6 protein-coding genes are annotated in these 25,713 nt (G+C 42.6%); 3 read left to right on the top strand and 3 right to left on the bottom strand.

All coding sequences use genetic code 11. The annotated features are described in order from the left end of the window. Positions 1-49 precede the first annotated feature (49 nt). From MKY92_RS18050 to MKY92_RS18040, 3 genes are all read left to right on the top strand, one after another. Complete coding sequence (locus tag MKY92_RS18050; protein ID WP_339297168.1) at positions 50-11,935, top strand: amino acid adenylation domain-containing protein; 11,886 nt, start codon at positions 50-52, stop codon at positions 11,933-11,935. Between the two features lie 48 nt (positions 11,936-11,983). Next, positions 11,984-21,805: an amino acid adenylation domain-containing protein gene (locus tag MKY92_RS18045; protein WP_339297167.1), complete on the top strand. Its 9,822-nt coding sequence runs from the start codon at positions 11,984-11,986 to the stop codon at positions 21,803-21,805. A 193-nt stretch (positions 21,806-21,998) separates the two neighbouring features. Beyond that, on the top strand, positions 21,999-22,181 hold the full coding sequence (locus MKY92_RS18040; protein ID WP_017687882.1) for a YjfB family protein: 183 nt from the start codon (positions 21,999-22,001) through the stop codon (positions 22,179-22,181). Between the two features lie 141 nt (positions 22,182-22,322). Here MKY92_RS18040 and MKY92_RS18035 read toward each other — a convergent pair whose 3' ends face one another. From MKY92_RS18035 to MKY92_RS18025, 3 genes are all read right to left on the bottom strand, one after another. Beyond that, positions 22,323-23,060 carry an HAD family hydrolase gene (locus MKY92_RS18035; RefSeq protein ID WP_339297166.1) on the bottom strand — a complete coding sequence of 246 codons (738 nt, stop codon included), beginning with the start codon at positions 23,058-23,060 and terminating at the stop codon, positions 22,323-22,325. 14 nt (positions 23,061-23,074) lie between these two features. After that, positions 23,075-24,124, bottom strand: a complete 1,050-nt coding sequence (locus tag MKY92_RS18030) for an alcohol dehydrogenase catalytic domain-containing protein (protein ID WP_339297165.1) — start codon at positions 24,122-24,124, stop codon at positions 23,075-23,077. 269 nt (positions 24,125-24,393) lie between these two features. Beyond that, positions 24,394-25,632, bottom strand: coding sequence for an aspartate aminotransferase family protein (locus MKY92_RS18025; protein WP_339297164.1), 1,239 nt, complete (start codon positions 25,630-25,632; stop codon positions 24,394-24,396). Positions 25,633-25,713 lie beyond the last annotated feature (81 nt).

The raw sequence follows: 25,713 nt of genomic DNA, 5'->3' as shown, positions 1-25,713 counted from the left end.
GTAAATAATTAGATAAGCATGTTAGAGATGATTCACTTGGAGGAGAGATATGTATACTAATCAGTTTCAAACATTGGTGGATGTTATCCACGACAGAAGTAAAATAACGGACCGCGGTATTCGTTTTATCGATGCGGACAAACGTGAAACTTTTATATCTTATCATCAATTATTTACTGAGGCACAAGGGTATTTAGGTTATCTACAAGCCATCGGAATTAAACCTAAACAAGAGATTATTTTTCAGATTCAAGAAAACAAACGGTTTTTAGTCGCATTCTGGGCTTGTATACTCGGTGGAATGATCCCTATCCCTGTAAGTATTGGTGAAGATGAAGAACAAAACTTGAAAGTATGCCGTATTTGGAATTTGCTAAAGAACCCTTTCATGATTGCATCTGAGAAGGTGCTGGATAAAATGAAGAGATTTGTCTTGGAACATGACATGCTTGATTTCCATCATCAATTAGAAGTCAGAACGGATCTGATCCAAGACACCATATATCATTATGAATCTATTAATAATATAGTTGACCCTAAGCCAGATGACTTGGCATTTATTCAGTTTTCTTCTGGATCAACCGGCGACCCCAAGGGCGTTATGCTGACACATCGAAACCTCATATATAATACTTGTGCTGCTATTAATGGCACACAAATTAGTTCAAACGATAGTTTTCTCTCCTGGATGCCCCTTACCCATGATATGGGTTTGATTGGATTCCATCTCGTACCCCTCGTGGCAGGAATTCATCAGTACTTGCTCCCAACGGAATTATTTATTCGCAAACCGATTCTATGGATGGAAAAAGTAAATGAACACAAAGCAACCATACTGTCTTCCCCTAACTTTGGTTATAAATACTTCCTGAATTTCTTTCGCGAAGACAAAGCGGAGGGATGGGATCTGTCATCTGTCAGAGTCATCTATAATGGGGCGGAACCTATATTACCCGAAGTGTGTGATGAATTCCTAAATGTATTGTCAGCATATCACTTAAAGAAAACAGCCATGTTTACCGTATATGGATTAGCAGAGGCCTCTGTTGCCGTCTCCTTTCCCAAGGTAGAAGAAGAATTTACTGCGGTGTACGTTCACCGGGATCATCTGAACTTAGGGGAGCGTGTCATCGAAGTCGAGAAACATGCTGAACATGTGGCATCATTTGTTGCCGTTGGCGAAGCAATTGATTATTGCCATGTTAGAATTTGCGATGAGGAAATGAACAGTGTTCCTGATTTGTTTATTGGAAAAATTCAAATCAAGGGGGATAACGTCACCCAAGGTTATTATAACAATTCACTAGCAACGGAGAAGTTATTAACTCACGACGGATGGGTGAATACAGGAGATCTGGGTTTCATCATGAACGGAAAACTGGTTGTAACAGGGCGGGAAAAAGACATCATCTTTATCAATGGTAAAAATGTATATCCCCATGACATTGAACGTGTCGCCATCCAATTAAATGATATTGAACTCGGAAGAGTTGCTGCTTGTGGTGTGTATGATTCGAATAGTCAAAGTGAAGAAATTATTGTGTTTGTCGTGTACAAAAAAAAGATCGAACACTTCCTGCCTCTTGTTAAAGAAATCAAAAAACACCTATATAAACATGGGGGATGGAGTGTCAAAGAGGTACTGCCGATTAAAAAATTACCGAAAACAACAAGTGGGAAAATCCAGCGCTATCAGTTGGCCAAGCAGTATGAAGCAGGCAAATTCTCAACAGAATCTGCATTCATCCATGACTGGATCAAGAATGACAATGACAAGGCAAAAGAAGAGGCCTCTGTTTGGGTTCGAGTCATAGAACGTGAATTAACTTCACTATTTTCTGAAGTGCTGGTTGGGAAAAAGGTTGAACTTGAGGATAGCTATTTTGATATGGGTGCAACTTCATTACAGCTGGCCCAAATCGCTGAACGTATAGAACAAAAATACGGAGAAGAGCTTGCTGTTACGGACCTCTTTACCTATCCCTCGATAACTGAATTGGCAGCATATCTGGCTAGAGGTTACAGCGAGACCATGGAAGTCAACAAAACTCAAGAGGATCATACGCCATCCAAAGATATTGCTATTATCGGTATGTCTTTGAATCTCCCTGGTGCATCAAATGCAAGCGATTTTTGGCGTGTTTTGGAAAATGGAACACATAACATTCGGGACTACCCGGAAAGTCGGATAAAAGACGCAGCGGATTATATACAATCCATGCGAAGTGAAATGAGCGAAGTTCAATGGATCAAGGGTGGTTACTTGGATCAGATTGATCAATTCGACTATTCTTTCTTTGGCATAACCCCAAGAACTGCACAATTTATGGACCCGAATCAAAGGATGTTCTTGCAAACAGCATGGCATACGATTGAAGATGCTGGGTATGCAGGAGAAGGAATAAATGGAAGAAATGTGGGCGTTTACGCGGGGTATTCCAAAGTTGGGTATGATTACGAACGGCTCGTGACGGCGAGTTACCCCGCAGAACTCAAAAATTATATCATTGGAAATTTACCATCTGTACTGGCGAGCAGAATTGCATATTTCTTGAATTTAAAAGGCCCGGCCTTAACGATTGATACCGCTTGTTCCTCCTCACTTGTTGCTGTTCACATGGCATGTAAAGGATTGCTCGCTGGAGACTGTGAAATGGCAATCGCAGGAGGCATTCGAACGGCATTATTACCGATAAGTATCGGACTGGATATGGAATCTCCAGATGCATTGACGAGAACGTTTAGCGAAGATGCCAACGGCACGGGATTTGGCGAAGGTGTTGGGTCGGTCATGTTGAAGCCAATGCAGCAAGCGATTAAGGACGGGGATCATATCTATGGTGTGATTAAGGGAAGTGCGATTAATCAGGATGGCAAGACGGTAGGAATCACAGCACCTAACCCGGAGTCTCAGACCCATGTGATCGAACAGGCATGGAAAGAAGCCAGCATTTCTCCTGATACGCTTACCTTTATTGAAGCACATGGAACAGGGACAAAATTAGGTGATCCGGTTGAGTTTAATGCTTTGCGTAAAGCTTTTGAGAAATATACGGATCGGAAACAATTTTGTGCAATCGGATCTGCCAAAGCTAACATTGGACATGGTTTTGAAGCGGCGGGGATCGCTGGATTAATTAAATCTATTCTTATGTTTCAACATAGAAAGATTCCACCATTGGTTCACTTTGACAAGCCTAATCCCCTGCTTAAGTTTGAAGCTTCACCTTTTTATGTGAATCAGGAACTAATGGCATTTGGTGAAAAAGAGAGTCCCTTACGATGCGGGGTTAGTTCTTTTGGTTTCAGTGGTACGAATGCGCATGTGGTTCTCGAAGAATATGTTCCTGCCAAAACAGTAGATAAAAGGGTGTCCCATGAACCTAATCTATTTGTTCTGTCTGCTGCTACGGAACGGGCGCTGAATGAATTGGTCAGAATGTACCATGAATATCTAACCGAACACATGGATGTTCCCATTCAACAAATCTGTTATACAGCCAGTACGGGAAGGGCTAATCTGGATTATCGACTTGCGATTGTAATAACGAGTACACAAGAATTACATGAAAAATTGCATCACATTGCAATGGGAAAGGACAAGCTGCCCAATGTTTATTTTGGTTACGCCAAGAAGGACAAGACGCTGGATACCGATCATCTCTACGCTCGGGGGAAGGCAGAATCTTTAAATGAACTCGGTCAGTTATATACACTGGGGGCAGTGATGGATTGGGAAAGGTTTTATAAACATGAAGTCATTCGGAAAATTCCATTGCCTCTATATCCATTTGAGCAGAAGCGGTGTTGGATTGAAGTCCAACATACGATACCAGCGGGACATAGGTCAGAGAGGAATGAGGTTCAAATGGAGTTGAATACAAACGATATTGAATTACAGATTAAGACAAGCATCAGTCGTGCATCTGGTTTGAAGTTGGAAGAGCTGGATCATCAAGCTCATTTTCTCCAAATGGGATTGGATTCCATCATTCTTGTGCAAATTCAGAAGGAGATCTCAGAGCTGTTCCGTTTGAATATCCCGATGGAAATGTTTTTTGAAACCCTTACAAATATCAATTCCTTAGTTAAATATGTGTCAGAGAATATAAAGCATCATGATGTATCTGAAAATATAAACAATCAAACAGTTCAGGAGCATACTGAACAACAAAATCTGGCATCTGTGAACAATATAAACACGGCAAAATCATCAGGGAATGTGTCGGAACAAATTGTGATGTCTGCCATTCAGCTCATGGAGTCCCAATTAAAAAGTTTGAATATGCTGTTAGGCGAGCAAATGAATGCTGTTCAATCACCTCTTTTGGAAATGAAACATCATCAAACCAAGCCAACCAAAGAGATCCAACCCCATTCGGAATCGAAGGAAGCCAAACCTTTTATACCGTATCAATCGTTGAAGATTCATGAAGAGAGTGGATTCTCACCGCTTCAGAACCAGTATGTTGAACAATTTATAGCCAAGTATACCGAAAGAACCAAAGGCTCCAAATTAAAAACAGGCCAAACTCGTTTGGTTCATGCGAATAATCGCAATGTGTCCGGATTTCGCTCGTATTGGAAGGAAATGGTGTATCCGATTATTTCAACACGTGCAGAGGGAGCTAAGTTATGGGATCTGGATGGGAATGAGTATTTGGATCTGACGATGGGATTTGGTGTAAATCTATTTGGCCATAATCCAGCGTTTATTCAAAATGTAATAGCAGACAGCCTCCAAGAACAATTGCCTCCATTGGGCCCTATGTCAGATTTGGCAGGAGATGTTGCAGCTAAAATTTCCGAGCTAACGGGTGTAGAGCGTGTCGCATTTTATAATTCAGGAACAGAAGCTGTCATGGTTGCACTTCGTTTAGCGAGGGCAGCAACGGGGCGTTCCAAAGTTGTATTATTTTCAGGATCTTACCATGGTACACATGACGGCGTGTTGGGTGTAGCGAATCCTGGGGATGCTTTATTACCTGCACTGCCTATGGCTCCTGGTATTGTACAAAGCGCAATGGATGATTTGATTATTCTTAATTATAACCATCCGCAATCACTGGATATGATTCAGAACCTGGGTGATGAATTGGCTGCTGTGCTTGTAGAGCCGGTGCAAAGTCGAAGACCTGATATGCAGCCAACACAATTCTTACGGGAACTTAGAGAAATAACAAATCAATTTGGGACTGCACTTATTTTTGATGAAGTCATCACTGGATTTAGAATTGGTCTGGGCGGAGCACAGGATTGGTTTGGGGTTCAAGCAGATTTGGTTACGTATGGGAAAGTGGTCGGTGGCGGGCTGCCTATTGGCATAGTCGCCGGTAAGGCTGAATTTATGAATCCGGTAGATGGTGGAACCTGGAACTTTAATGATGATTCTTACCCTTCCGATGCAGATAAGAAAACGTTTGTCGGCGGAACCTTCTGTACACACCCTCTTACGATGAGAGTGATGTTAACGGTACTACAGTATCTTCAATCTGAAGCAGAAACCTTATATAAGGAATTAAATGAAAAAACCAATTATCTTGTTAAAGAATTAAATACGTTTTTCAAAACAGCGAATGTACCGATGCAAATGGTGAACTATGGATCTTTATTTCGATTTATATCATTTGGAGATATGGAATTATTCTTCTACCATTTAATTTATAAAGGTTTATATATTTGGGAAGGCCGTAACTGTTTTATATCGACTGCGCATTCAATGGAAGACATGGATACCATCATCAAGATCGTAAAAGAGACGATCCATGAACTCCGTGAGTGGGGGTTTATCCCTGGTGAATCGCCTGTTTCGGAATATCCGCTCTCTTTAGAGCAAAAACAATTATTGTTAACTTCATTACATGGAGAAGATGCGAATGCTGCATTAAACCAGAGTGTTATTTTAAAAATGACAGGTGGAATAAAGCTTTCCACACTGGATCAGGCCGTGAATCAGATCGCACAGCGTCATGAAGCCCTGAGAACAGTCATTCATGCCGATCGTGAAACACAACAAATCAGATCCGTAATGGAATTTCAATGTACATGGCTGGATTTCTCGGCATATGCGGGTGAGGATCAAGAACGGGAAATTTCCAATTGGTTATCTGCCGATGCAAATGAAGCCTTCGATTTACAGTCTGGGGAGCCTCTATTTAAAATCACCTTGCTTAAAAAGGCAACTGATCAATACCTTATGGTGCTGACATTTCATCATATTGTTGTAGATGGCTGGTCGATTGCTGTATTCATTCAAGAGTTGGAACATACCTATTCTGCTCTGGTCCGAGGAGTTCCAGTTCAATTACCTGAAGCCACTCCATTTCGTGAGTATTTAAGCTGGCAACGACTTGAACATGAAAAAGGGTCATTTACCGAAGGGATCCAGTTCTGGAAAGAACAATTTTCCTTATCCTATCCCAACATTACACTTCCAACGGCACCGTCCGATGATGTGCCCAAGGGATATGACGGTGAAAGATATTCTATCAAGCTGGATCATCAATTAACAGAGTCATTGCGAACGTTAAGCATCAATAATAAGAGCAGTTTGTTTGTAACGATGTTTGCAGCGTTTACTTTATATTTGCATCAACTAACAGGACAGTCTCACCTTGTCATCGGCGTGCCTACAGCGGGTCAGTCTCATATGCGAAAAAATGCGCTGATTGGCAACTGTGTCAACATTGTACCTGTTCATCATGCCTTGTTAACGAAGCAATCCGTTGTAGATCATGTTCTTCAGCTCAAGGAAACGCTGGCTCTTGTCATGAAGCATCAGCATGTTCCATTGACCCTCGTATCCGAACAGCTTGCTCATATGACTGCACCGGATACCCGGATTTTATTCAATATGGACAGAACGATTCATCATCTCCAATTTGAAAATATCAAGACTGAATTCATGTCGTATCCGATCAAACATATTTCTTACGATTTATTTCTTAATATTACGGATGTTAGCCATGAATTGTACCTGGATTTTGATTACAATACCGATCTCATTGGACCTGAGATGATGAAATTGTGGTCCGAAGGATTTAAAGGTTTGCTGCAATATATGGTGAGTTATCCAGAGGCTGAAATTTCGTCCTTGACGTTGTTCTCATCCGAGCAACAGGACCAATTACAGGAAATGTATAATCGGTTTGTTACGGAGCGTCTTCCTGATGTTAATCATGCAGCTATATTCGAGCCTCCAGTCAATGACGTGGAGAAAAAGCTGGCTTTGATCTGGGAGGACGTATTATCCCTCGATCAAGTGGGGAGACATGATCACTTCTTTGATCTTGGAGGTAACTCGCTCAAGGCGACTGTAATGTTATCCAAGGTACATGAGCAGTTTCAACATAAAATTTCAATCGTTCAATTCTTCCAAAACCAACGTCTGAAGCAACTTGCCAGTCTGATTACAGGCGAGAACGAGGAAGCATTCATTCCAATCAAGGCATTGGACGTGAAGGAGTTCTATGAGACGTCAGCTGCACAACAGCGAATCTACTTTTTGGATCAATTTGAGCCGAATAGTGTGTTTCAGAACATGTGCGGTCATATTACGGTCACAGGAAAAATCGATGAAGCTAAACTAATTTCGTCATTGGAACAAATCGTGCACCGTCACGAAGCTTTTCGCACCAGTTTCCATCTGATGGATGGAGAGCTTTACCAGCGTATTGCTCCAACGATTGATTTTGAAGTGAAACGATCTCAGGAAAGCTCTGCTTCCTTCGAACAACATGTTAAGGCGTTTGCCAAACCATTTGATTGCTCCAAAGCGCCATTAATACGTGCCGAATTCATTCGTATAGACGATGATCATGCAGAAATTCTCATCGAGATGCATCATATTATATCGGACGGATATTCCGTTGGCATTCTTGCGAATGAATTGATCGATGTGTATGACGGAAGAAGCATGTCGGACATTGAGATTGAATACAAAGACTTTACAGCTTGGCAGAAAGAATTTCTGGCGGGAGAGTCTTATAAGCAGCAAGGAAAATATTGGCTGGATCAATTCAAAGGAGAACTCCCGAACCTTAATCTGCCTACTGATTTTGTTCGGACACCTCATTTGACTTCGGCAGGTTCAAGACTGTCATTTGTGTTGGACACACACTTGAAGCAGTCGCTGGAGAAGCTTGCGAAACAAACGGGAACTACGATGTTTATGGTGTTATTGGCAGCATATAATGTGCTGCTTCATCAATACACGGCACAAGAAGACATGATTGTAGGCACACCAACATCTGGAAGAAACCATCCGGATGTCGAGAATATGATAGGAGTCTTTATCCAGACGGTAGCGATTCGATCACAGCCGGTGGGGAATAAGTCATTTCGATCCTATCTCGAAGAAATTAAAAAACAATCCCTGGATGCATTGGATAACCAGGACTACCTTTTTGACAACCTTGTAGAGAATTTAAACACGCATCGGGATACAACCGGGACAGCACTTTTCAATACGATGTATATCTTCTTAAATACCGCGTTGAATCAACGGCAAGAACAGGATTGCAGCTTTAAAGTTAGAGAATTAAATGTCGGTGTATCGTTATATGATCTGATGTTCATCGTTGAGGATGATAATGAGTGTCTGGAAATGCACTTTAATTACAAGACGGAGCTGTTTGAACGGGACACCATCGACAGAATGAAAACACATCTGTTCAACATCCTCAGAGACATTGTGATCGAACCTGATATTGCCTTGTCCGATATTCAAATGCTGTCTGAACATGAGCAGAACGTTCTTTTATATGACTTTAATGATACCAACATAGAATATTCCCGGGATCAGACCATTCAGGAGTTATTCGAAGCACAGGTGGAACGGACACCCGATCAATTAGCCGTCGCTTTTGGAGATGAGCAATGGACGTATCGTCAATTGAATGAACGGGCAAATCAGTTGGCATATACGCTTAGAGCTGAGGGAGTGCAGCAGGATCAATTTGTAGGTATTCTGACAGATCGTTCAATTGATATGATCGTTGGCATCTTTGGCATTCTAAAAGCAGGCGGGGCGTATGTACCGATTGATCCGGATTCTCCTGAAGAGCGTATCCGGTACATCCTGCATGATTCGGGGGCAACATTGTTAGTCACGCAAAAGCATTTGAAGCAGTTGGTATCGTTTAATGGAAAAATGATTGATTTGGACGATGAAAAAACCTATGCAGCTAATCTGTCGAATCTGGAACCGGCCGGAAATTCCGAGCAGTTGGCTTATGTGATCTATACTTCAGGCACAACAGGTATGCCAAAAGGTGTAATGATCGAACATCGTCAGGTTCATCACTTGGTTCAAGCGTTGTACAGTCAAGTTATAGATGATCAGCATAGCGGTTTGCATGTCGCTTTACTTGCGCCTTACTATTTCGATGCATCTGTGAAGCAGATTTTTGGCGCACTGCTGTCAGGACATGCCTTGTTTATTGTAGACAAGGACACGGTACTGGATGGACAAGATTTAATGAATTATTATCAGCACTACCAAATTGATTTGACGGACGGTACGCCTGCACACCTGAAATTGCTATCGAAGGCAAAAAACGTTCAAGGCATATCGCTAAAATATATGCTCATTGGCGGTGAAGCTCTTTCTCAGCAAAGTGTAAATGAAATCACATCATTATTTGCTCTCAATCATATCACGCCTCCAACTATAATTAATGTGTACGGTCCAACAGAATGTTGTGTGGATGTTGCGACATACCGTGTACTTCCAGAACACCTGGATACTGCGAATCAACGAGCTCACCTGCCGATTGGTCGAACATTAGGAAATAATCGCCTGTATGTATTGAACAAACATGGCAAAGTTCAGCCTGTAGGCGTCGTAGGGGAATTATGTATCTCTGGCGATGGGGTTGGTAGAGGATACTTGAATTTACCTGAGCTGACAGCAGAAAAATTTGTACGTGATCCGTATGTCCAGGGAGCGACAATGTACAAAACGGGAGATTTGGTGAAATGGCTTCCAGATGGCAATATTGAGTATTTGGGAAGAATGGATCACCAAATTAAGATTCGCGGATACCGGATCGAAGTAGGAGAAGTCGAAGCGGCGCTGTTAGATCTAGAGTGTGTGAAAGAAGTAATCGTCATTGCACATGAGGATGATCACGGGGACAAATCGTTATGTGCATACTTTACAGCGGATTCCACGCTGACGGTGGGAGAGTTAAAACAAAACCTCTCTATGGTGTTGCCGAATTACATGGTACCAGCCTATTTTATACAATTGGATCACATGCCTCTGACATCGAACGGGAAAATCGATCGCAAATCGCTTCCGAGTCCAGAAGAAAACATACAAACGGGAAGTGAATATATAGAACCCCGAACTGGGGTGGAAAAACAGTTGCTGCCTATTTGGCAGGATGTGCTTGCCGTGAAAAAAATCAGTGTAAAAGACAGTTTTTTTGATGTAGGAGGCAACTCTTTACGTGCGACCAAGCTGGCCGCCAAAATCAATCAAAAGCTGAATATCCACATATCGGTAAGAAACGTCTTTGAATGGCAGACCATTGAACAGATGGCTCAATCTATTGAACAAATGGAACAGGAAGTATCAGTGTCCATTCCTCAAGTGGAGGAAAAAGAATATTATCCTATTTCCTCGGCGCAAATGAGAATGTACATTATGAGCATCAAAGCTGGCAAGGAACTCATGTACAACATGTCAGGTATGTTTATGCTGGAAGGATCGCTTGATCGGATCAGATTGCAAGAAGCATTCCAACAATTGATTCATCGTCATGAATCGCTTCGGACCGCATTCAAAGTCATACACGGAGAACCGAAACAGATCGTATACCCTAAAGTTAACTTTGGAATTGAATTGTTCGAGTCAATGGAAGAAGAGATCGAGGATCGAATTGAACAGTTTGTTCGCACATTTGATCTCGGGCAAGCACCTCTTATGAGGGTGGGACTTATTGAACTTCAGCAGGAGCGTCATGTATTGCTGGTTGATCTGCACCATATCATTGCAGACGGACTATCCGTACATCTTCTAATGACCGAACTTAGCCAGTTCTATAAGGGAGAGGAGCTGTCTCCTCTTCGAATTCAGTATAAGGACTATGCTGAGTGGCAGCAAATACAACTTCATAGTGAGTGGATGAAAAAGCAGGAGAAGTATTGGCTTACTGTGTTTGATGAGAGTATCCCTCTATTGGATCTGCCAACAGACTATGAGAGACCTGAAACGCTAAGCTATGCGGGAGATGTATTGGACATTGTTTTGGAAGAAGACATCCTTCCAGGCTTGAGAAACATGGAAGCACGGACAGGAACAACGTTATATATGATTCTTTTAGCCGCCTATACGATTCTATTGTCTAAATACAGCGGACAAGAAGATATCATTGTGGGCACGCCGATTGCAGGCAGGACACATGCTGAGCTGGAGCCGGTCATGGGGATGTTTGTAAATACACTGGCTATTCGAAATTATCCTGAGGGGGATAAAACTTTTACGGAGTATCTGCTGGAAGTGAAAGAACATATGTTGAACGCATATGAAAATCAGGATTATCCGTTTGAGGAATTGATCGAGAAAGTCAATGTAACCAAAGATGCTCGGCGGAATCCGTTGTTTGACACCATGTTTGTATTGCAGAATACAGATGCTTCAGAGATTCAGATAGATGGAGTAACCTGTAAGCCTTATGCACCAAACACGAGAGTATCCAAATTCGATTTAACGCTATATGTTACCGAATTGCCAGACAAGTTAGAAGTGGCCTTTGAATACAGTACGATTTTATTTGAGAAAACAACGATTGAAGCGATGTCACAAAATCTGTTGGTCATATTAACAACCATTGCCAACGACCCTCATATTGAAATCAACAAGATTCAATTGGTTGAAGAATTAATAGATGGGGATACGCTGGCTGATCTAATTGAAGTAGATTTCTAAAATAACCTAGGACGTGTCTCAAAAATATAAATGTGATCGGGGTGCCATATGTCTATTTTTAAGAAACAGGAATCGTATTGGGCAAGCCGATTTGAAGATGATGATCATCTTGTTCATTTGCCTTATTGCAAGACAATCTCCAAGCACTTAGACGATACGCAGCGCCATAATTATATATATAAGCCTATGTCAGCCGATGTTTCATATAAAATCAAGTCCATGTCGCGTAATGCGCCTATGGCCATTTACACGATATTATTAACGGGAGTTCAGTGTCTGTTATATAAATACACGAATGAAACCAAGATGATTATTGGCATACCAACGATGGAAGAAAAGAACAATGATCTATCGCTCTCGAATAAGGTTCTTGTCTTAAAAAATAATATCAATCATGCGATGTCATTCAAGTCCGTATTTAATCAAGTGAAGACCAGTTTAACGGAAGCCATTCAGCATCAACGAATCCCTTTCAGAAAAATGGTTGAACGTTTAAATGTTCAGTATGATTCGAACCATGTACCTCTAATTCATACCTTGGTTTCGTTGAATGAAATTCATCCAGCCCTTGATGAAAATAACGTAAAAGCGGCGACAATGTTCCACTTTGATCTGGAGAACGACTCCATTCAGTTAAGATTAGTTTATGATGATGATCGTTATGATCGCGATTATATGGTTCAAATTGTAGAGCATCTTGACCAATTGTTTTCCATTGTGCTGAACCAACCTGATCTGGAGCTAAGTCAAGTTGATATGTTATCAGAGTTTCATCGAAACAAGCTGTTATATGACTTTAACGATACAAGGGTTGAGTATCCACAGAACAAGACGATGCATCAATTATTTGAAGAACAGGTGGAGCGAACACCGGATCATCCGGCAGTCGTATTTGAGAATAGACAGTTAACGTACAGAGAGTTAAATCAAAAATCCAACCAATTGGCCCGATTGCTTCAAGCTAAGGGGGTGCAGGCGGGTCAGTTCGTTGGCATTATGACAGAGCGCTCATTTGAGATGATCATAGGTCTATTCGGTATTCTAAAAGCTGGCGGGGCATATGTCCCAATCGATCCGGAATATCCGGCAGATCGTATTCATTACATCCTTGAGGATTCAAAAGTGGCTTGGTTGCTGCATCAAAGTCATATACAGGAACCTGAACATTTTGCAGGGACATGTGTCATTCTGGATTCTGAAATAAATCACTATGAGGATCATTTAAATTTGGTAGATGGAGCGATCTCCAGTGATTTGGCATACATGATCTACACGTCTGGAACAACAGGTCATCCCAAAGGCGTAATGATTGAACATGCCAGCATTGTGAATTCCCTGCAATGGAAATCGGATTTTTATCATTTTACCGGAGATGATCGGGTATTAATGCTGAATCCTTTCGTTTTTGATTCATTTATTACTCATTTCTTTGGTCCGATGATATCTGGCTCGACAGTGTATTTGTTAAACCAGCAACAGTGTAAAGATGCTATAGCTATCAATACGATGGTCAAAAAACAGCAAATCACGCACATCCAAAGTCCACCCAGTTTCTTGATGACCCTATTGGAACAAGTAAGCGCGGAAGATTGGGCATCCATGAAAAATGTGGTGGCTGCGGGAGAGAAGATTGTTCCTGCCTTGATACACAAATTGCAGCGCATCAATCCACGCATCGAAGTGTGTAATGAATACGGTCCAACCGAAAATAGTGTTGTATCCACAGTTCTGTCGATCAAGTCGGCAGATCAAAATATCTCAATCGGGAAGCCTATTGCGAACAATAGAGTCTACATTTTAGGAGAACGGAATGAATTGCAGCCTATTGGAGTTCAGGGAGAATTATGTGTGGCCGGAGCAGGGCTATCCAGAGGTTACTTGAACCGTCCAGATCTGACTGCGGAGAAATTTGTGGATGATCCATTTGTTTCGGGAGCAAAAATGTACAAGACAGGTGACTTCGCAAGATGGCTGCCAGATGGGAACATAGAGTATATAGGAAGGGTAGATCATCAAGAGAAAATTCGTGGACACCGGATTGAACTTGGTGAAGTAGAGACGGCTCTTCTAAATAGTACCCAGATAAAAGAGGCCATCGTCATAGCCAGAGAAGATGAAACAGGAACCAAACAATTATGTGCGTACCTGGTAGGAGAGGATGCAATCACGATCGGGGAACTGCGGGAGACGCTGTCCCAGCAGCTGCCAAACTACATGATTCCGTCCTATTTTGTACAGCTGGATCAGATGCCGCTCACGTCTAACGGGAAAATCGATCGCAAAGTTTTGCCTGCTCCCAAAGAACATATGTTGAAGGGCATGGAGTACGAAGCACCCCGAACGATGGTGGAACAACAACTTGTATCGATCTGGGAAGAGGTACTTGGGGTAGAGAACATTGGGATTTTGGATAATTTCTTCGAGCTTGGAGGAGATTCGATTAAATCCATTCAAGTTTCTTCGAGGTTATATCAAGCGGGTTACCAGGTGCAGATGGATCATCTGTTTAAAAATCCAACCATAGCAAGCTTGATTCCCTATGTTAAATCCATAAGTACCCTGTCAGAACAGGGAATCATCACTGGAAAAGTGATGCTGACTCCAATCCAGCATTGGTTTTTTGAGCAATACAAGGTGGACGCCCATCATTATAATCAGTCCGTGATGCTGTATCGGAAAGAAGGTTTTCACGAAGCCACACTTCGCCGTGTATTCGATAAACTGAGTGAGCATCATGATGCACTTCGTATGGTATATCGCCTCACAGAACAGGGTTATGAAGCGTGGAATGAAGGGCAGGAAAAGGAACCCTTATACACACTTGAAGTGATGGACTTCAAATCATTAGCAGATCCGTCTCAAGAAATCGAGAAGAAGGCAAATGAAATGCAAAGCACGTTTACTTTGGAACGTGGACCTTTGATGAAGCTGGGCGTGTTTCAATGTACAGATGGAGATCATCTATTAATCGTTATTCATCACCTCGTCATCGACGGAGTTTCGTGGCGAATTTTCATCGAAGACCTATCGAGGGGCTATGAACAATTAAGTGATGGAGAACCCATTCAACTACCGCAAAAAACGACTTCCTTTCAATTATGGGCAGAACAGCTCCAGTTGTATGCGAACAGTGATGCGATAACGCAAGAGTTTGCATATTGGAATGAAATTGAAAAAGCAACCTATAAGCCGTTACCTACAGATTTCGAAGCGGATCATGCACTGGAAAAAGACAGCGAAGAGATCACCATGGAATGGTCAGCGGCAGAAACGGAGCAATTATTAAAACTAGCGAATCGTGCGTATAAAACGGAGATTAGCGATTTGCTGCTCCATGCATTAGGCATGTCTATTCACCAATGGACAGGCATGGATAAAGTGCTGGTCAATCTGGAGGGACATGGAAGAGAACAAATTTTACCGGATCTCGATATTACACGAACGATCGGATGGTTTACGAGCCAGTATCCGGTTGTACTTGATATGGAAGCAAGTTCAAATATGTCTCTTTTCATCAAAACAAACAAAGAAATGATTCGTCAAATCCCTAAAAAAGGGATTGGTTATGGTATTTTACGATATTTAAGTGCACATCAGCAAGAAGCGCCCTTTACCTTGAATCCTGAAATTAGTTTTAACTATTTGGGTCAATTTGATCAGGATCTTCAGAATAGCGGGATGCAGATCTCTCCCTATCCAGGCGGAGCAACAGCAAGCGACAATCACAGAAGAAATGTCCTTATCGATATGAATGCCTTAATTGTGGAAGGCAAATTGACGTTGTCACTTCGGTATAGTCGCACCCAATATCGAAAAGAAACGATGGAGCGAGTGGCAACATATTTTAGAGATCATCTGCAAGAAATCGTAATGCATTGTGTGACAAAAGAGAAGCCGGAATGTACACCAAGTGATCTAACGTTAAAAGGAATTACGATTGAAGAATTAGAAGGATTTGTTCAAGAATCGGAACACATTGGTGAAATCGAAGATATATATGCTTTGTCACCGATGCAAAATGGGATGTTCTTTCATCATCTGCTTCATTCAAAGTCTGAAGCGTATTTCCTTCAAACCACGCTGGATCTTCATGGTTCGTTAGACGTGGAAGCTTTTACGAAGAGTCTGGATCAGTTGATGCAGCGTAATTCGATTCTCAGAACGAATTTCCACAGCAAATGGAAGAATGGACCTCTGCAAGTGGTATATCGTCATAAACGGAATGGGCTTATATACGAAGATTTGCGTGAGATGAATGAAAAAGATCGTAAAGCATACGTGGCAGACTATACAAGAGCAGATAAAATAAAAGGTTTCGACCTGTCTCAGGATGTGTTAATGCGTATCTCGATCTTGCAAACGCAAGACCAAACCTATCGTTTCATTTGGAATTATCATCATATTTTAATGGATGGCTGGTGCCTGTCTCTTGTAATCCAGGAGTTGTTTGATGGATACTTTGCTATTCAGGAACAACGAAAACTGGAGACAAAGAGTACGATTCCATACAAACACTATATTGAATGGCTGGACAACCAAGATCATGAAGAGTCCCTGAAATACTGGCGTGACTATTTGCAAGGTTATGATGAGCAGACCACTTTGCCAAAAGAACATTCAATTACGAAGAGTGATGAATATCATTCAGAGCATATGATTTGTACACTTAGTCAGGAATTAACCGGACAAATCGCACAAGTGGCCAGTCAGAATCAGGTGACGTTGAATACGTTCATGCAGACAGCGTGGGGAATGTTGCTACAGATATATAACGGCAGTGAGGATGTTGTATTCGGAAGCGTGGTGTCGGGCAGACCTGCGGCGATTGTTGGAGTGGAGCGAATCATTGGTTTATTCATCAATACCATTCCTGTACGCGTTCAGACTCAAGGTAACGAGACATTTGCAGCGATTATGAAGCGGAATCAGGAACATGCTGTCGCTTCGCATCCACATGACACGTATCCGTTATACGAGATTCAAGCGGAAACATCGCAAAAGCAAAATTTGATTGATCATATCCTGATATTCGAGAATTATCCTGTACAGGGCATTATGGAACAGTTTGGGGATCGGGAAGAGACAGCTCTTCGGATTACGAATGTAGAAGCAGATGAACAAACGAATTATGACTTTAACCTGATTATTAAACCAGGCCAATCCATGAAATGTATGTTCTATTACAATGCTAACGTCTATGATCGGGCAAGCGTAGAACGCATTCAAGGTCACTTGATTCAGATGTTGGAGCAAGTGGTCAACAATCCGAATATTCCGATCCACGACATTGACTTGACCACAACACAGGAGAAAACACAAATTTTGGAACAGTTTAATGATTCCATGGCTGATTATCCAAAGGACAAGACGATTCATGGACTGTTTGAGGAACAGGCAGCAAGGACTCCTGCACACGTTGCGGTTGTATTTGAGGATCAACATTTGACCTATCAAGGGCTGAACGAGAAAGCCAACCAATTGGCAAGAACGCTGAAGGCTAAAGGCATTCAAAATGATCAGTTAATCGGGATCATCGCTGATCGTTCGCTAGACATGGTTGTAGGAATCCTTGCGATATTGAAAGCGGGTGGCGCATACGTGCCGATTGATCCTGAATATCCGGAGGATCGTATAAACTACATGCTTGAGGATTCGGGTGTACTTGTATTATTAATGCAAAGTCATTTGCAAGAACGCATCTCTTTTGCAGGAGAGGTCGTTTGCCTGGATCAACCTAAGTCCTATCATGAAGATCATTCGAACTTGGGAGTTACTGCTACATCAACAGGCTTGGCCTACGTGATCTATACTTCAGGAACGACAGGTAAACCAAAAGGGACATGTATTGAACATAAAAATGTGGTGCGATTGTTGTTCAACAGTAAAAATTTGTTTGATTTTAATGCATCAGATACATGGACATTATTCCATTCCTTTTGTTTTGATTTTTCGGTATGGGAGATGTACGGAGCATTGCTCTATGGCGGAAAACTGGTTATCGTACCTCAAATGACGGCCAAAAGTCCGGAACAATTTCTACAATTGTTAAAAATCGAGCAAGTGACGATATTGAATCAAACGCCAACGTATTTCTATCATCTTCTTCAGGAAGAACTGGCAGGTCATGCAGCAGATTTGAAATTAAGAAAAGTGATTTTTGGAGGAGAAGCCCTCAATCCCGTGTTATTGAAGGAATGGAAGCTGAAATATCCATTTATCCAGTTAATTAATATGTATGGGATAACCGAAACAACGGTTCATGTAACGTATAAGGAAATAACCGACATTGAAATACATGCTGGAAAGAGCAATATTGGAAAACCAATCCCGACGTTGCAGACCTATATTTTGGATAAACATCAACGCATTCAACCGATCGGTGTTCAGGGAGAATTAGTTGTAGCAGGTGAGGGCCTTGCCAGAGGTTATCTGAACCGGCCTGATTTAACCGCAGAGAAATTTGTTGATCATCCCTGGATTACAGAAGGGAAAATGTATCGCACAGGAGATGCCGCAAGATGGCTGCCGGATGGAAATATGGAATATCTGGGACGAATCGATCATCAAGTGAAAATTCGAGGTTACCGAATTGAGCTTGGTGAAGTGGAAACTGCGCTTTTGCAAATGGACTCCATTCAGGAAGCGGTCGTTATTGCCCGTGAGCATGAGGATGGTTCGAAGCAGTTGTGTGCGTATTGGAAAGGCGACAGTTCACTGACAGCGAAGAAAATCAGAATGGCATTATCTCATGAAATTCCGGATTATATGATCCCGTCTTATTTTATTCAATTAGAGCATATACCGTTAACATCTAATGGAAAGGTTGACCGAAAGGCATTGCCATCTCCACAAGAACATATGCAAAAAGGGACCGAGTATATGGCGCCGCAGAACGCTGTAGAACAAGCGATCGTCTCTGCCTGGGAAGCTGTGCTTGGTGTTCAGCAGGTTAGCACATCAGATCATTTCTTTGAACTCGGGGGCGATTCGATTAAATGTATTCAAGTTTCCTCACGACTGCTTCAAGCAGGGTATAAAGTGGAAATGAAGCATTTCTTCACCTATCCGACAGTAGCAGAGTTGAGTGAACACGTTACATCCGTGAGCACTATTTCTGACCAAGGGGAAGTTACGGGACAAGTGATACTGACACCTGTTCAGCGCTGGTTCTTTGATCAAAATATGGTGGACGCACATCATTACAATCAGGAAATGATGTTCTTTCGTGAAAAAGGGTTTGATGTCCGCTTCATTCACAGCATCATGGATCAGATCGTGAAACAGCATGATGCTCTCCGCATCCTTTATCGACAAGCGCCTGAAGGCGGATATGAAGCGTGGAATCGAGGGGCAGACGAAGATGGATTATACAGCCTTGAAATCGTTGACCTCAAAACAGAAGCATATCCTGCATCGTTCATTGAAAATAAAGCAAAAGAAATTCAGAGTGGTATGGATCTGTCTCACGGACCTTTGATCAAACTTGGGTTGTTCCAATGTGCTGAAGGGGATCACCTGCTTATTGCCATTCATCATTTGTTGGTAGACGGGGTATCATGGCGTATTTTATATGAAGATATTCAGACAGGGCAAGACCAGTTCTTAAGAGGTGAAGAAATCCGGCTTCCTCAAAAAACGACCTCGTTTAAACAATGGGCAGAACAATTGTCTACGTTCGCAGACAGCCCGGCGATGAAGCAAGAGAATCCATACTTGAGTCGTGTGGAGCAGGCCCAGCTAAGCCCACTGCCTAAAGATATGGATTGTGATGAGACGATTGGCAAAGATAGTGAAACGATCACCATTCATTGGACCACAGCGGAAACCGAGCAATTATTAAAGCAAACACATCATGCGTACCATACGGAAATTAATGATATATTGCTAACGGCATTAGGAATGGCTGTTCATGATTGGACAGGCATGGGAGAAATCCTCGTGAACTTGGAAGGGCATGGTAGAGAAGACATCCTGCCAGAGCTGGACATTATGCGTACAGTGGGATGGTTTACGAGTATGTACCCCGTTATGATTACGATGGAGTCCGGGGCTGACTTATCAAGGAAGATTAAGACCGTCAAGGAAGGACTGCGCCAGATCCCAACCAAGGGCATTGGTTACGGGATTTCGAGGTATTTGTCACATGGAAATGAAGGATTCAAGTTAGAGAAAAATCCCGAAATTAGTTTCAACTATATGGGACAGGTGAATCAGGATTCGGGCCAAGATGGCATTAAATTCTCGCATTATTCCAGCGGGCCATCCGTAAGTGAAAACAACAAGAGACCATTTGTGCTTAATATCAATGGCATTGTTACAGAGGGTCAGTTGTCGCTGTCCATTAACTATAGTTCAAAACAATATCGCCGGGAAACGATGGAGCAATTGGCTTGTCTCTATAAGGAAGGTCTTAATAGAGTCGTTGAACATTGTGTAACGAAGGAACAAACCGAGCTGACGCCAAGTGATATTTCATGCAAGTCATTAACCATTGATCAATTGGATCAAATCGTGGAACAAACTGGGCACATCGGTCGAATCGAAAATGTGTACCCACTTACACCATTACAGAAGGAAATGTTGTACGAAAGTGAACGGAATCCAATTTCGGGCGCGTACTTTGTACAAATCATGTTTGATATGCGTGGAGATTTGGATGTTACCTCTTTTGCACAAAGTTTGGATCAATTAATGCAAAGGCATGCGATATTAAGAACTAATTTTTACAGTGATTTTGTGGATATCCCTCTTCAAATCGTGTATCAAGAGAAGAAATTTGAATTTAACTATGAAGTTGTAGCTGGTACAAGTGAGTTGCAACGTAAAACGTATGTTGACGAGTATATCGAGCAAGACAAGGCGAGAGGATTTGACTTACAACGAGATTCGCTAATACGTATGTCTGTTTTACGAACAAACCATGAGGAATACCGCGTCATATGGAGTTTTCACCATATTTTGATGGACGGCTGGTGTATGTCTCTGGTAAGCAAAGAGATATTTGAGAATTATTTTGCGATTCGGGAAAATAGAAAGCCTCAAGTGACTCTATTAACACCTTATAGTCAATTCATTGAATGGCTGGAACAGCAAGATCATCAAGGTGCAATAACGTATTGGAGTCATTACCTGGAAGGTTATGAAGGGCAAACGAAATTGCCTGGAGAAAAAATCAAACCAAAACATGAAAGACAGGATTCCAGAACGCTAAACTGTTATTTGGATGATTTACTAATCGAGCAAATGAAACAGATTGCGGAACAGCAGCATGTAACGCTCCATACGTTAGTGCAGACTGCCTGGGGTGTATTGTTGCAGCAATACAATGAAAGCAATGATGTTGTATTCGGAAGTGTTGTGTCGGGCAGACCACCTGTCATTCCTGGGATCGAAAGTATGATTGGATTATTTATTAATGCGATTCCTGTTCGTATCCAGGCTCAGGCCGATGAGTCATTTATATCTCTAATGAAAAGGAATCAGGCACAAGCTGTGGAGTCACATGCATATGATACGTATTCGTTATATGATATTCAAAATCTGACCAAGCAAAAACAATCTCTGATTAACCATGTTGTTGTGTATCAGAACTTCCCGGTAGAGAACCGAATGGAGAGTCTGGGTCAGAAAGGTGAAACACCGCTTGAGATTATGAATATTGGGGGTACAGAACATAATAGTTTTGATTTTACTTTGATCGTCAAACCCCATGAAAATATGAAGATCATTTTGATGTACAATGCGAATGTGTATGACCCATCTACTGTTGAACAGATTCAAAAACACTTTATTTCCATGATTCAACAGGTGGTAAGTAACTCGGAAGTTAAAATAAACGAACTTGCATCGATTACGTCGAACAGTTATTAATGCACAAGTAAAAAAACGATCCAATCGACGAAATAACGTCTCTGTGATTCGTTACACCATAGACCTGGGGTGGTTGGGATTGAATGGAATGGATTTTCGTATACATTTTGATCGACCTTTTAACAATTCCTCCCTTCTGACCGATATATAATAAGTACATCTATGTAATCAGAAAGTGAAAGGAGTGCAGAACATGGATATTGCAGCATTATCAATGGCGATGAGCCAAGCTTCAGTAGTGCAGTCGGCAAGCTTGCAAGTGATGTCGATTACAAAAGACATGGCACAGCAGCAAGGCCAGCAGATGGCGGAAATGTTGAAGTCAGTGCCTGCTCCTCATCCCAATCTGGGTGGAAGTCTCGATCTTTCGGTTTAGTTGAAATACAGCATGTGTCCTCATGTAAAACCCATTGCAGCAAGCAAAACCCAAACAGCTCCAATTCGAATGAATTGAAGCCGTTTGGGTTGTTTTTCTAAATACTCATTCCGAAATTACGATCTTTTTATTACGATCTTCTCAGCGAATCTTTGACAAACTTGGCAATCTGCCTTCAAAAGGCAGTGTATTCTTCAATGTCCATAACTCATCGTAACTGGAAATCTGAAGATCGGCTTTGGACAAGTCCTGGTTGCCTGATCCCGGATTGCGATATCCGATGCAGCGCATGCCTGCACTTTTGGCGGCCTGAACACCATTGCGCGAGTCCTCGATCACTAGACAATTCGAAGGGGATGCACCAATCATCTCAGCTGTGGTCAGGAAAATATCTGGTGCCGGCTTGCCGTTTGTAACTTCCTCACCTGTCATTCGCACCTCAAAGTATTGTCCAAGTCCGGTTTTGTCCATGATCAGATCAATCAGTGCACGTGGAGAGGAAGAAGCTACAGCTATGGGTACGTGCTGCTCATGCAGCCAGCTTAACCAGCGTTCCACGGAAGGCATTGCCGTCAGATTCGGATGGGCAAGCATGGTTTGCATCACATTATGCTGATGATAAGCAAATATTTCTTCCAGCGTAGCTGTCAGCTGATGTTTGTCCAATACTTGCTGCCACATGGACTCCAGCGTAACGCCAACATAAGTGTGGTGTTCTTCATCAGTCACCCTTGCTCCAAAATGGGTAAAAGAGCTGCGCTCAATCTCAAAATAAATCGGTTCGCTGTCAATCAGTACACCATCCATGTCAAAAATGACCGCTTGAATGATGTCATCATTGGGCGCTCCCAGTCCGTTAGATTCTTTGTTCGCTGCCATGTGTATTCCTCCTCTTAGAAACTGGAACCGCTGGATTGCAGCACAACTTTAATGGCATGTGAAGATGCTTGAAGTGTACGTCCCTGAATATCGCAGCCAAGTGTGCGGAAAGCCTCTTCGTAATCCTCCAATGGAAAGGAGTGGGTGATGATTTTTTTTGCCGGAATAATCCCTTGTTCAATCATATAATGTGCGGTAGCAAATGTCCCCAGAGAATCGATGGAACCAATAATTTTCAGACTGCGGTCCACAACTTCCTTGGGATTGAAGGATGTGTTTCCATCTCTCAGACCAACCAGCATCAGGTAACCGCCACTGGCGAGCTGGGAAAGCACTTGTGTGCCCACAACACCTGTTGTATCCACAATCATATCGACCTGATGGGTTGCGGGTGACAGTGATTCTATGGCATTTTCGAAGGATGAATGAACTTCCCAACGATCAGGTGCAATGGAACCAGCAATGGCTAAGCGTTCCTCAGAGATGTCGACCAGACAGCCTGTGACCCCTTTGGAAGCGAGCGCGTAGCTATACAGAATGCCAATCGGGCCTGCTCCGAGGATGATCGTTCTGAAATTCGGCAGTAAATGAATCTGATTAATCCCCGTCAGCATGCAGCTGAGCGGTTCCGTCAAAGTTGCTTCTTCATAGCTCACATGATCCTTCAATTTGTACAAAAAACGATCCTCGGTCACATAATAATCTGTAAATGTTCCGTCAGCACTCACACCTGTCTCGGTAACAGACTTGTGTGTGCAATGATTTTGTCTGCCTGTTCTGCACATGTCACATTGTCCGCAATAGTAGGTAGGGTCGATCACAACACGGTCGCCCGGTTGTAATGTCGTTACCGCAGCGCCAACATCAATGACTTCCCCGGCAGACTCATGACCGAGAATGACAGAAGGGACCGCATGATATTTGCCGCTGACAATACCGAGATCGGTACCACACACACCTGTCGCCCGAATACGAACTAACACCTGATTATCTCTTGTAATTTCCGGAACAGGCCGTTCCTCAAGCGCCACATCCCAAGCCGATTTGTATACCAATGCAAGCATGATATAACCTCCTTGTAATTATATAAAATATAAAAATAGCGATTCATCTTAAAATAGTTTTTTCAAGATACGAAAGTAGTGAAGGGGACGAAATCGATTCTGGAGAAGCGAAGTGTTCGCCTCAAAGCTTTCTGAAAGAAAGCTGCTTCGGAAGCATATGCTATCAACGGGTTTATCCCTTGGGAAAGGGGAATCAAAAAAATCCGGGGATAACAACGATCGAAAGGTTGTTCTGTTTGCGTAGTGTTCGAGTGTAAATGAAGTACTCACTAATGAACGCTGGCGAGCACTGAATCCAGCCGCTCTACAATCTCAACCAGTTCGTCTTCGGTTGTGGTAAGGGAAGGCCGGACCTTAACAACGTTGCCAAATCCATATCTTGAACTTCTCAAGATTAGATGCTCATCTGTAAAAGCACGGTCAACAATGGCATTGGTTTTTAGCGTATCCGGTTCATTACCGTCACCTACAATCTCGAGCCCCCACATTAACCCGACACCACGAGCTTCCCCGATACTTGGGTACTTCATTGCCAATTCTTGCAGCAATTCACCCAAAATTTCACCTTTGCGTTTCACCGCATCCAGGAATCCGGGTTCGGATACCACTTCCAGGGTAGATTTGGCAGCGGTTACGGAGATCAGATTACTTCCTGAGGTGAAGGAGTGTTCGTGCTTTTCGAGCACATTCAGCCGGGATTGCATTAATACCGCAGCAACAGGTACGCCGATCCCACCAAGACCTTTTGCAAGGGTAATCATATCAGGCTGGATATCAAACAGTTCGCTAGCGAACATGGTTCCGGTACGACCGATGCCTGTCTGTACTTCGTCGGCAATAAGAATAATATTGTACTCATCACACAGTTTACGCAGACGTTTGAAATATCCGGCGGGAGGGATGATATTGCCGCCATTCCCGAGAATGGGTTCGATAATCATGCAGGCGACTGAGCCGGAACTTGCATATTCTATCGCATCAGATATAGCTTCAACGCATTGATAGTCGCAGTCTCCATTTGAGGATTTGAATGGGCAGCGATAACAGTATGGGGCAGGTACATGGACAGCGTTAGCCACAGCCGAATTGGGGAAGCGTTTCCGCCGGAAGGCATTCCCCGAAATCCCGGTGGCAAATTGGGTCTGCCCATGATGGGACAGATACAGGCTGATGATGTCTGTTGATTCGGTATACTTCTGTGCAATTTTGGTTGCACATTCGTTGGCAGTTGAACCAGTGATATCCCGCATCCATCCGGCATTAATGTCGTTTGGAGCATATTCGATTAAGTGATCAAGTACTTCATTTACGTACGGTTCGGTGAAGGAGGAAGACATATGCGTCAGATTGCCGACTTGTTCCTGAATTTTGCTGACTACATGTGGGTGATTATAGCCCAGTGACAGATTAAACGTGCCCGACACGCCATCCAGGTATTCAACACCTGAATCGTCAATCAACTTAATCCCTTTTCCGGCTATGAAGCGGTTGTTGGTTAAAGTTTGCATACGATTTCCTCCAATATAATGGTGTACTAGCTCGAACGAAGCTCAACAATCCGGATGATGCGGGCATCACCTCCCTTAAGA

It is taken from the genome of Paenibacillus sp. FSL R5-0623 (genome assembly GCF_037974265.1).
In the GTDB taxonomy this organism is placed as follows: Bacteria; Bacillota; Bacilli; order Paenibacillales; family Paenibacillaceae; genus Paenibacillus.
Note: the sequence above shows the minus strand (reverse complement) of the source record. Positions and strands in the feature narration are given on the sequence as shown.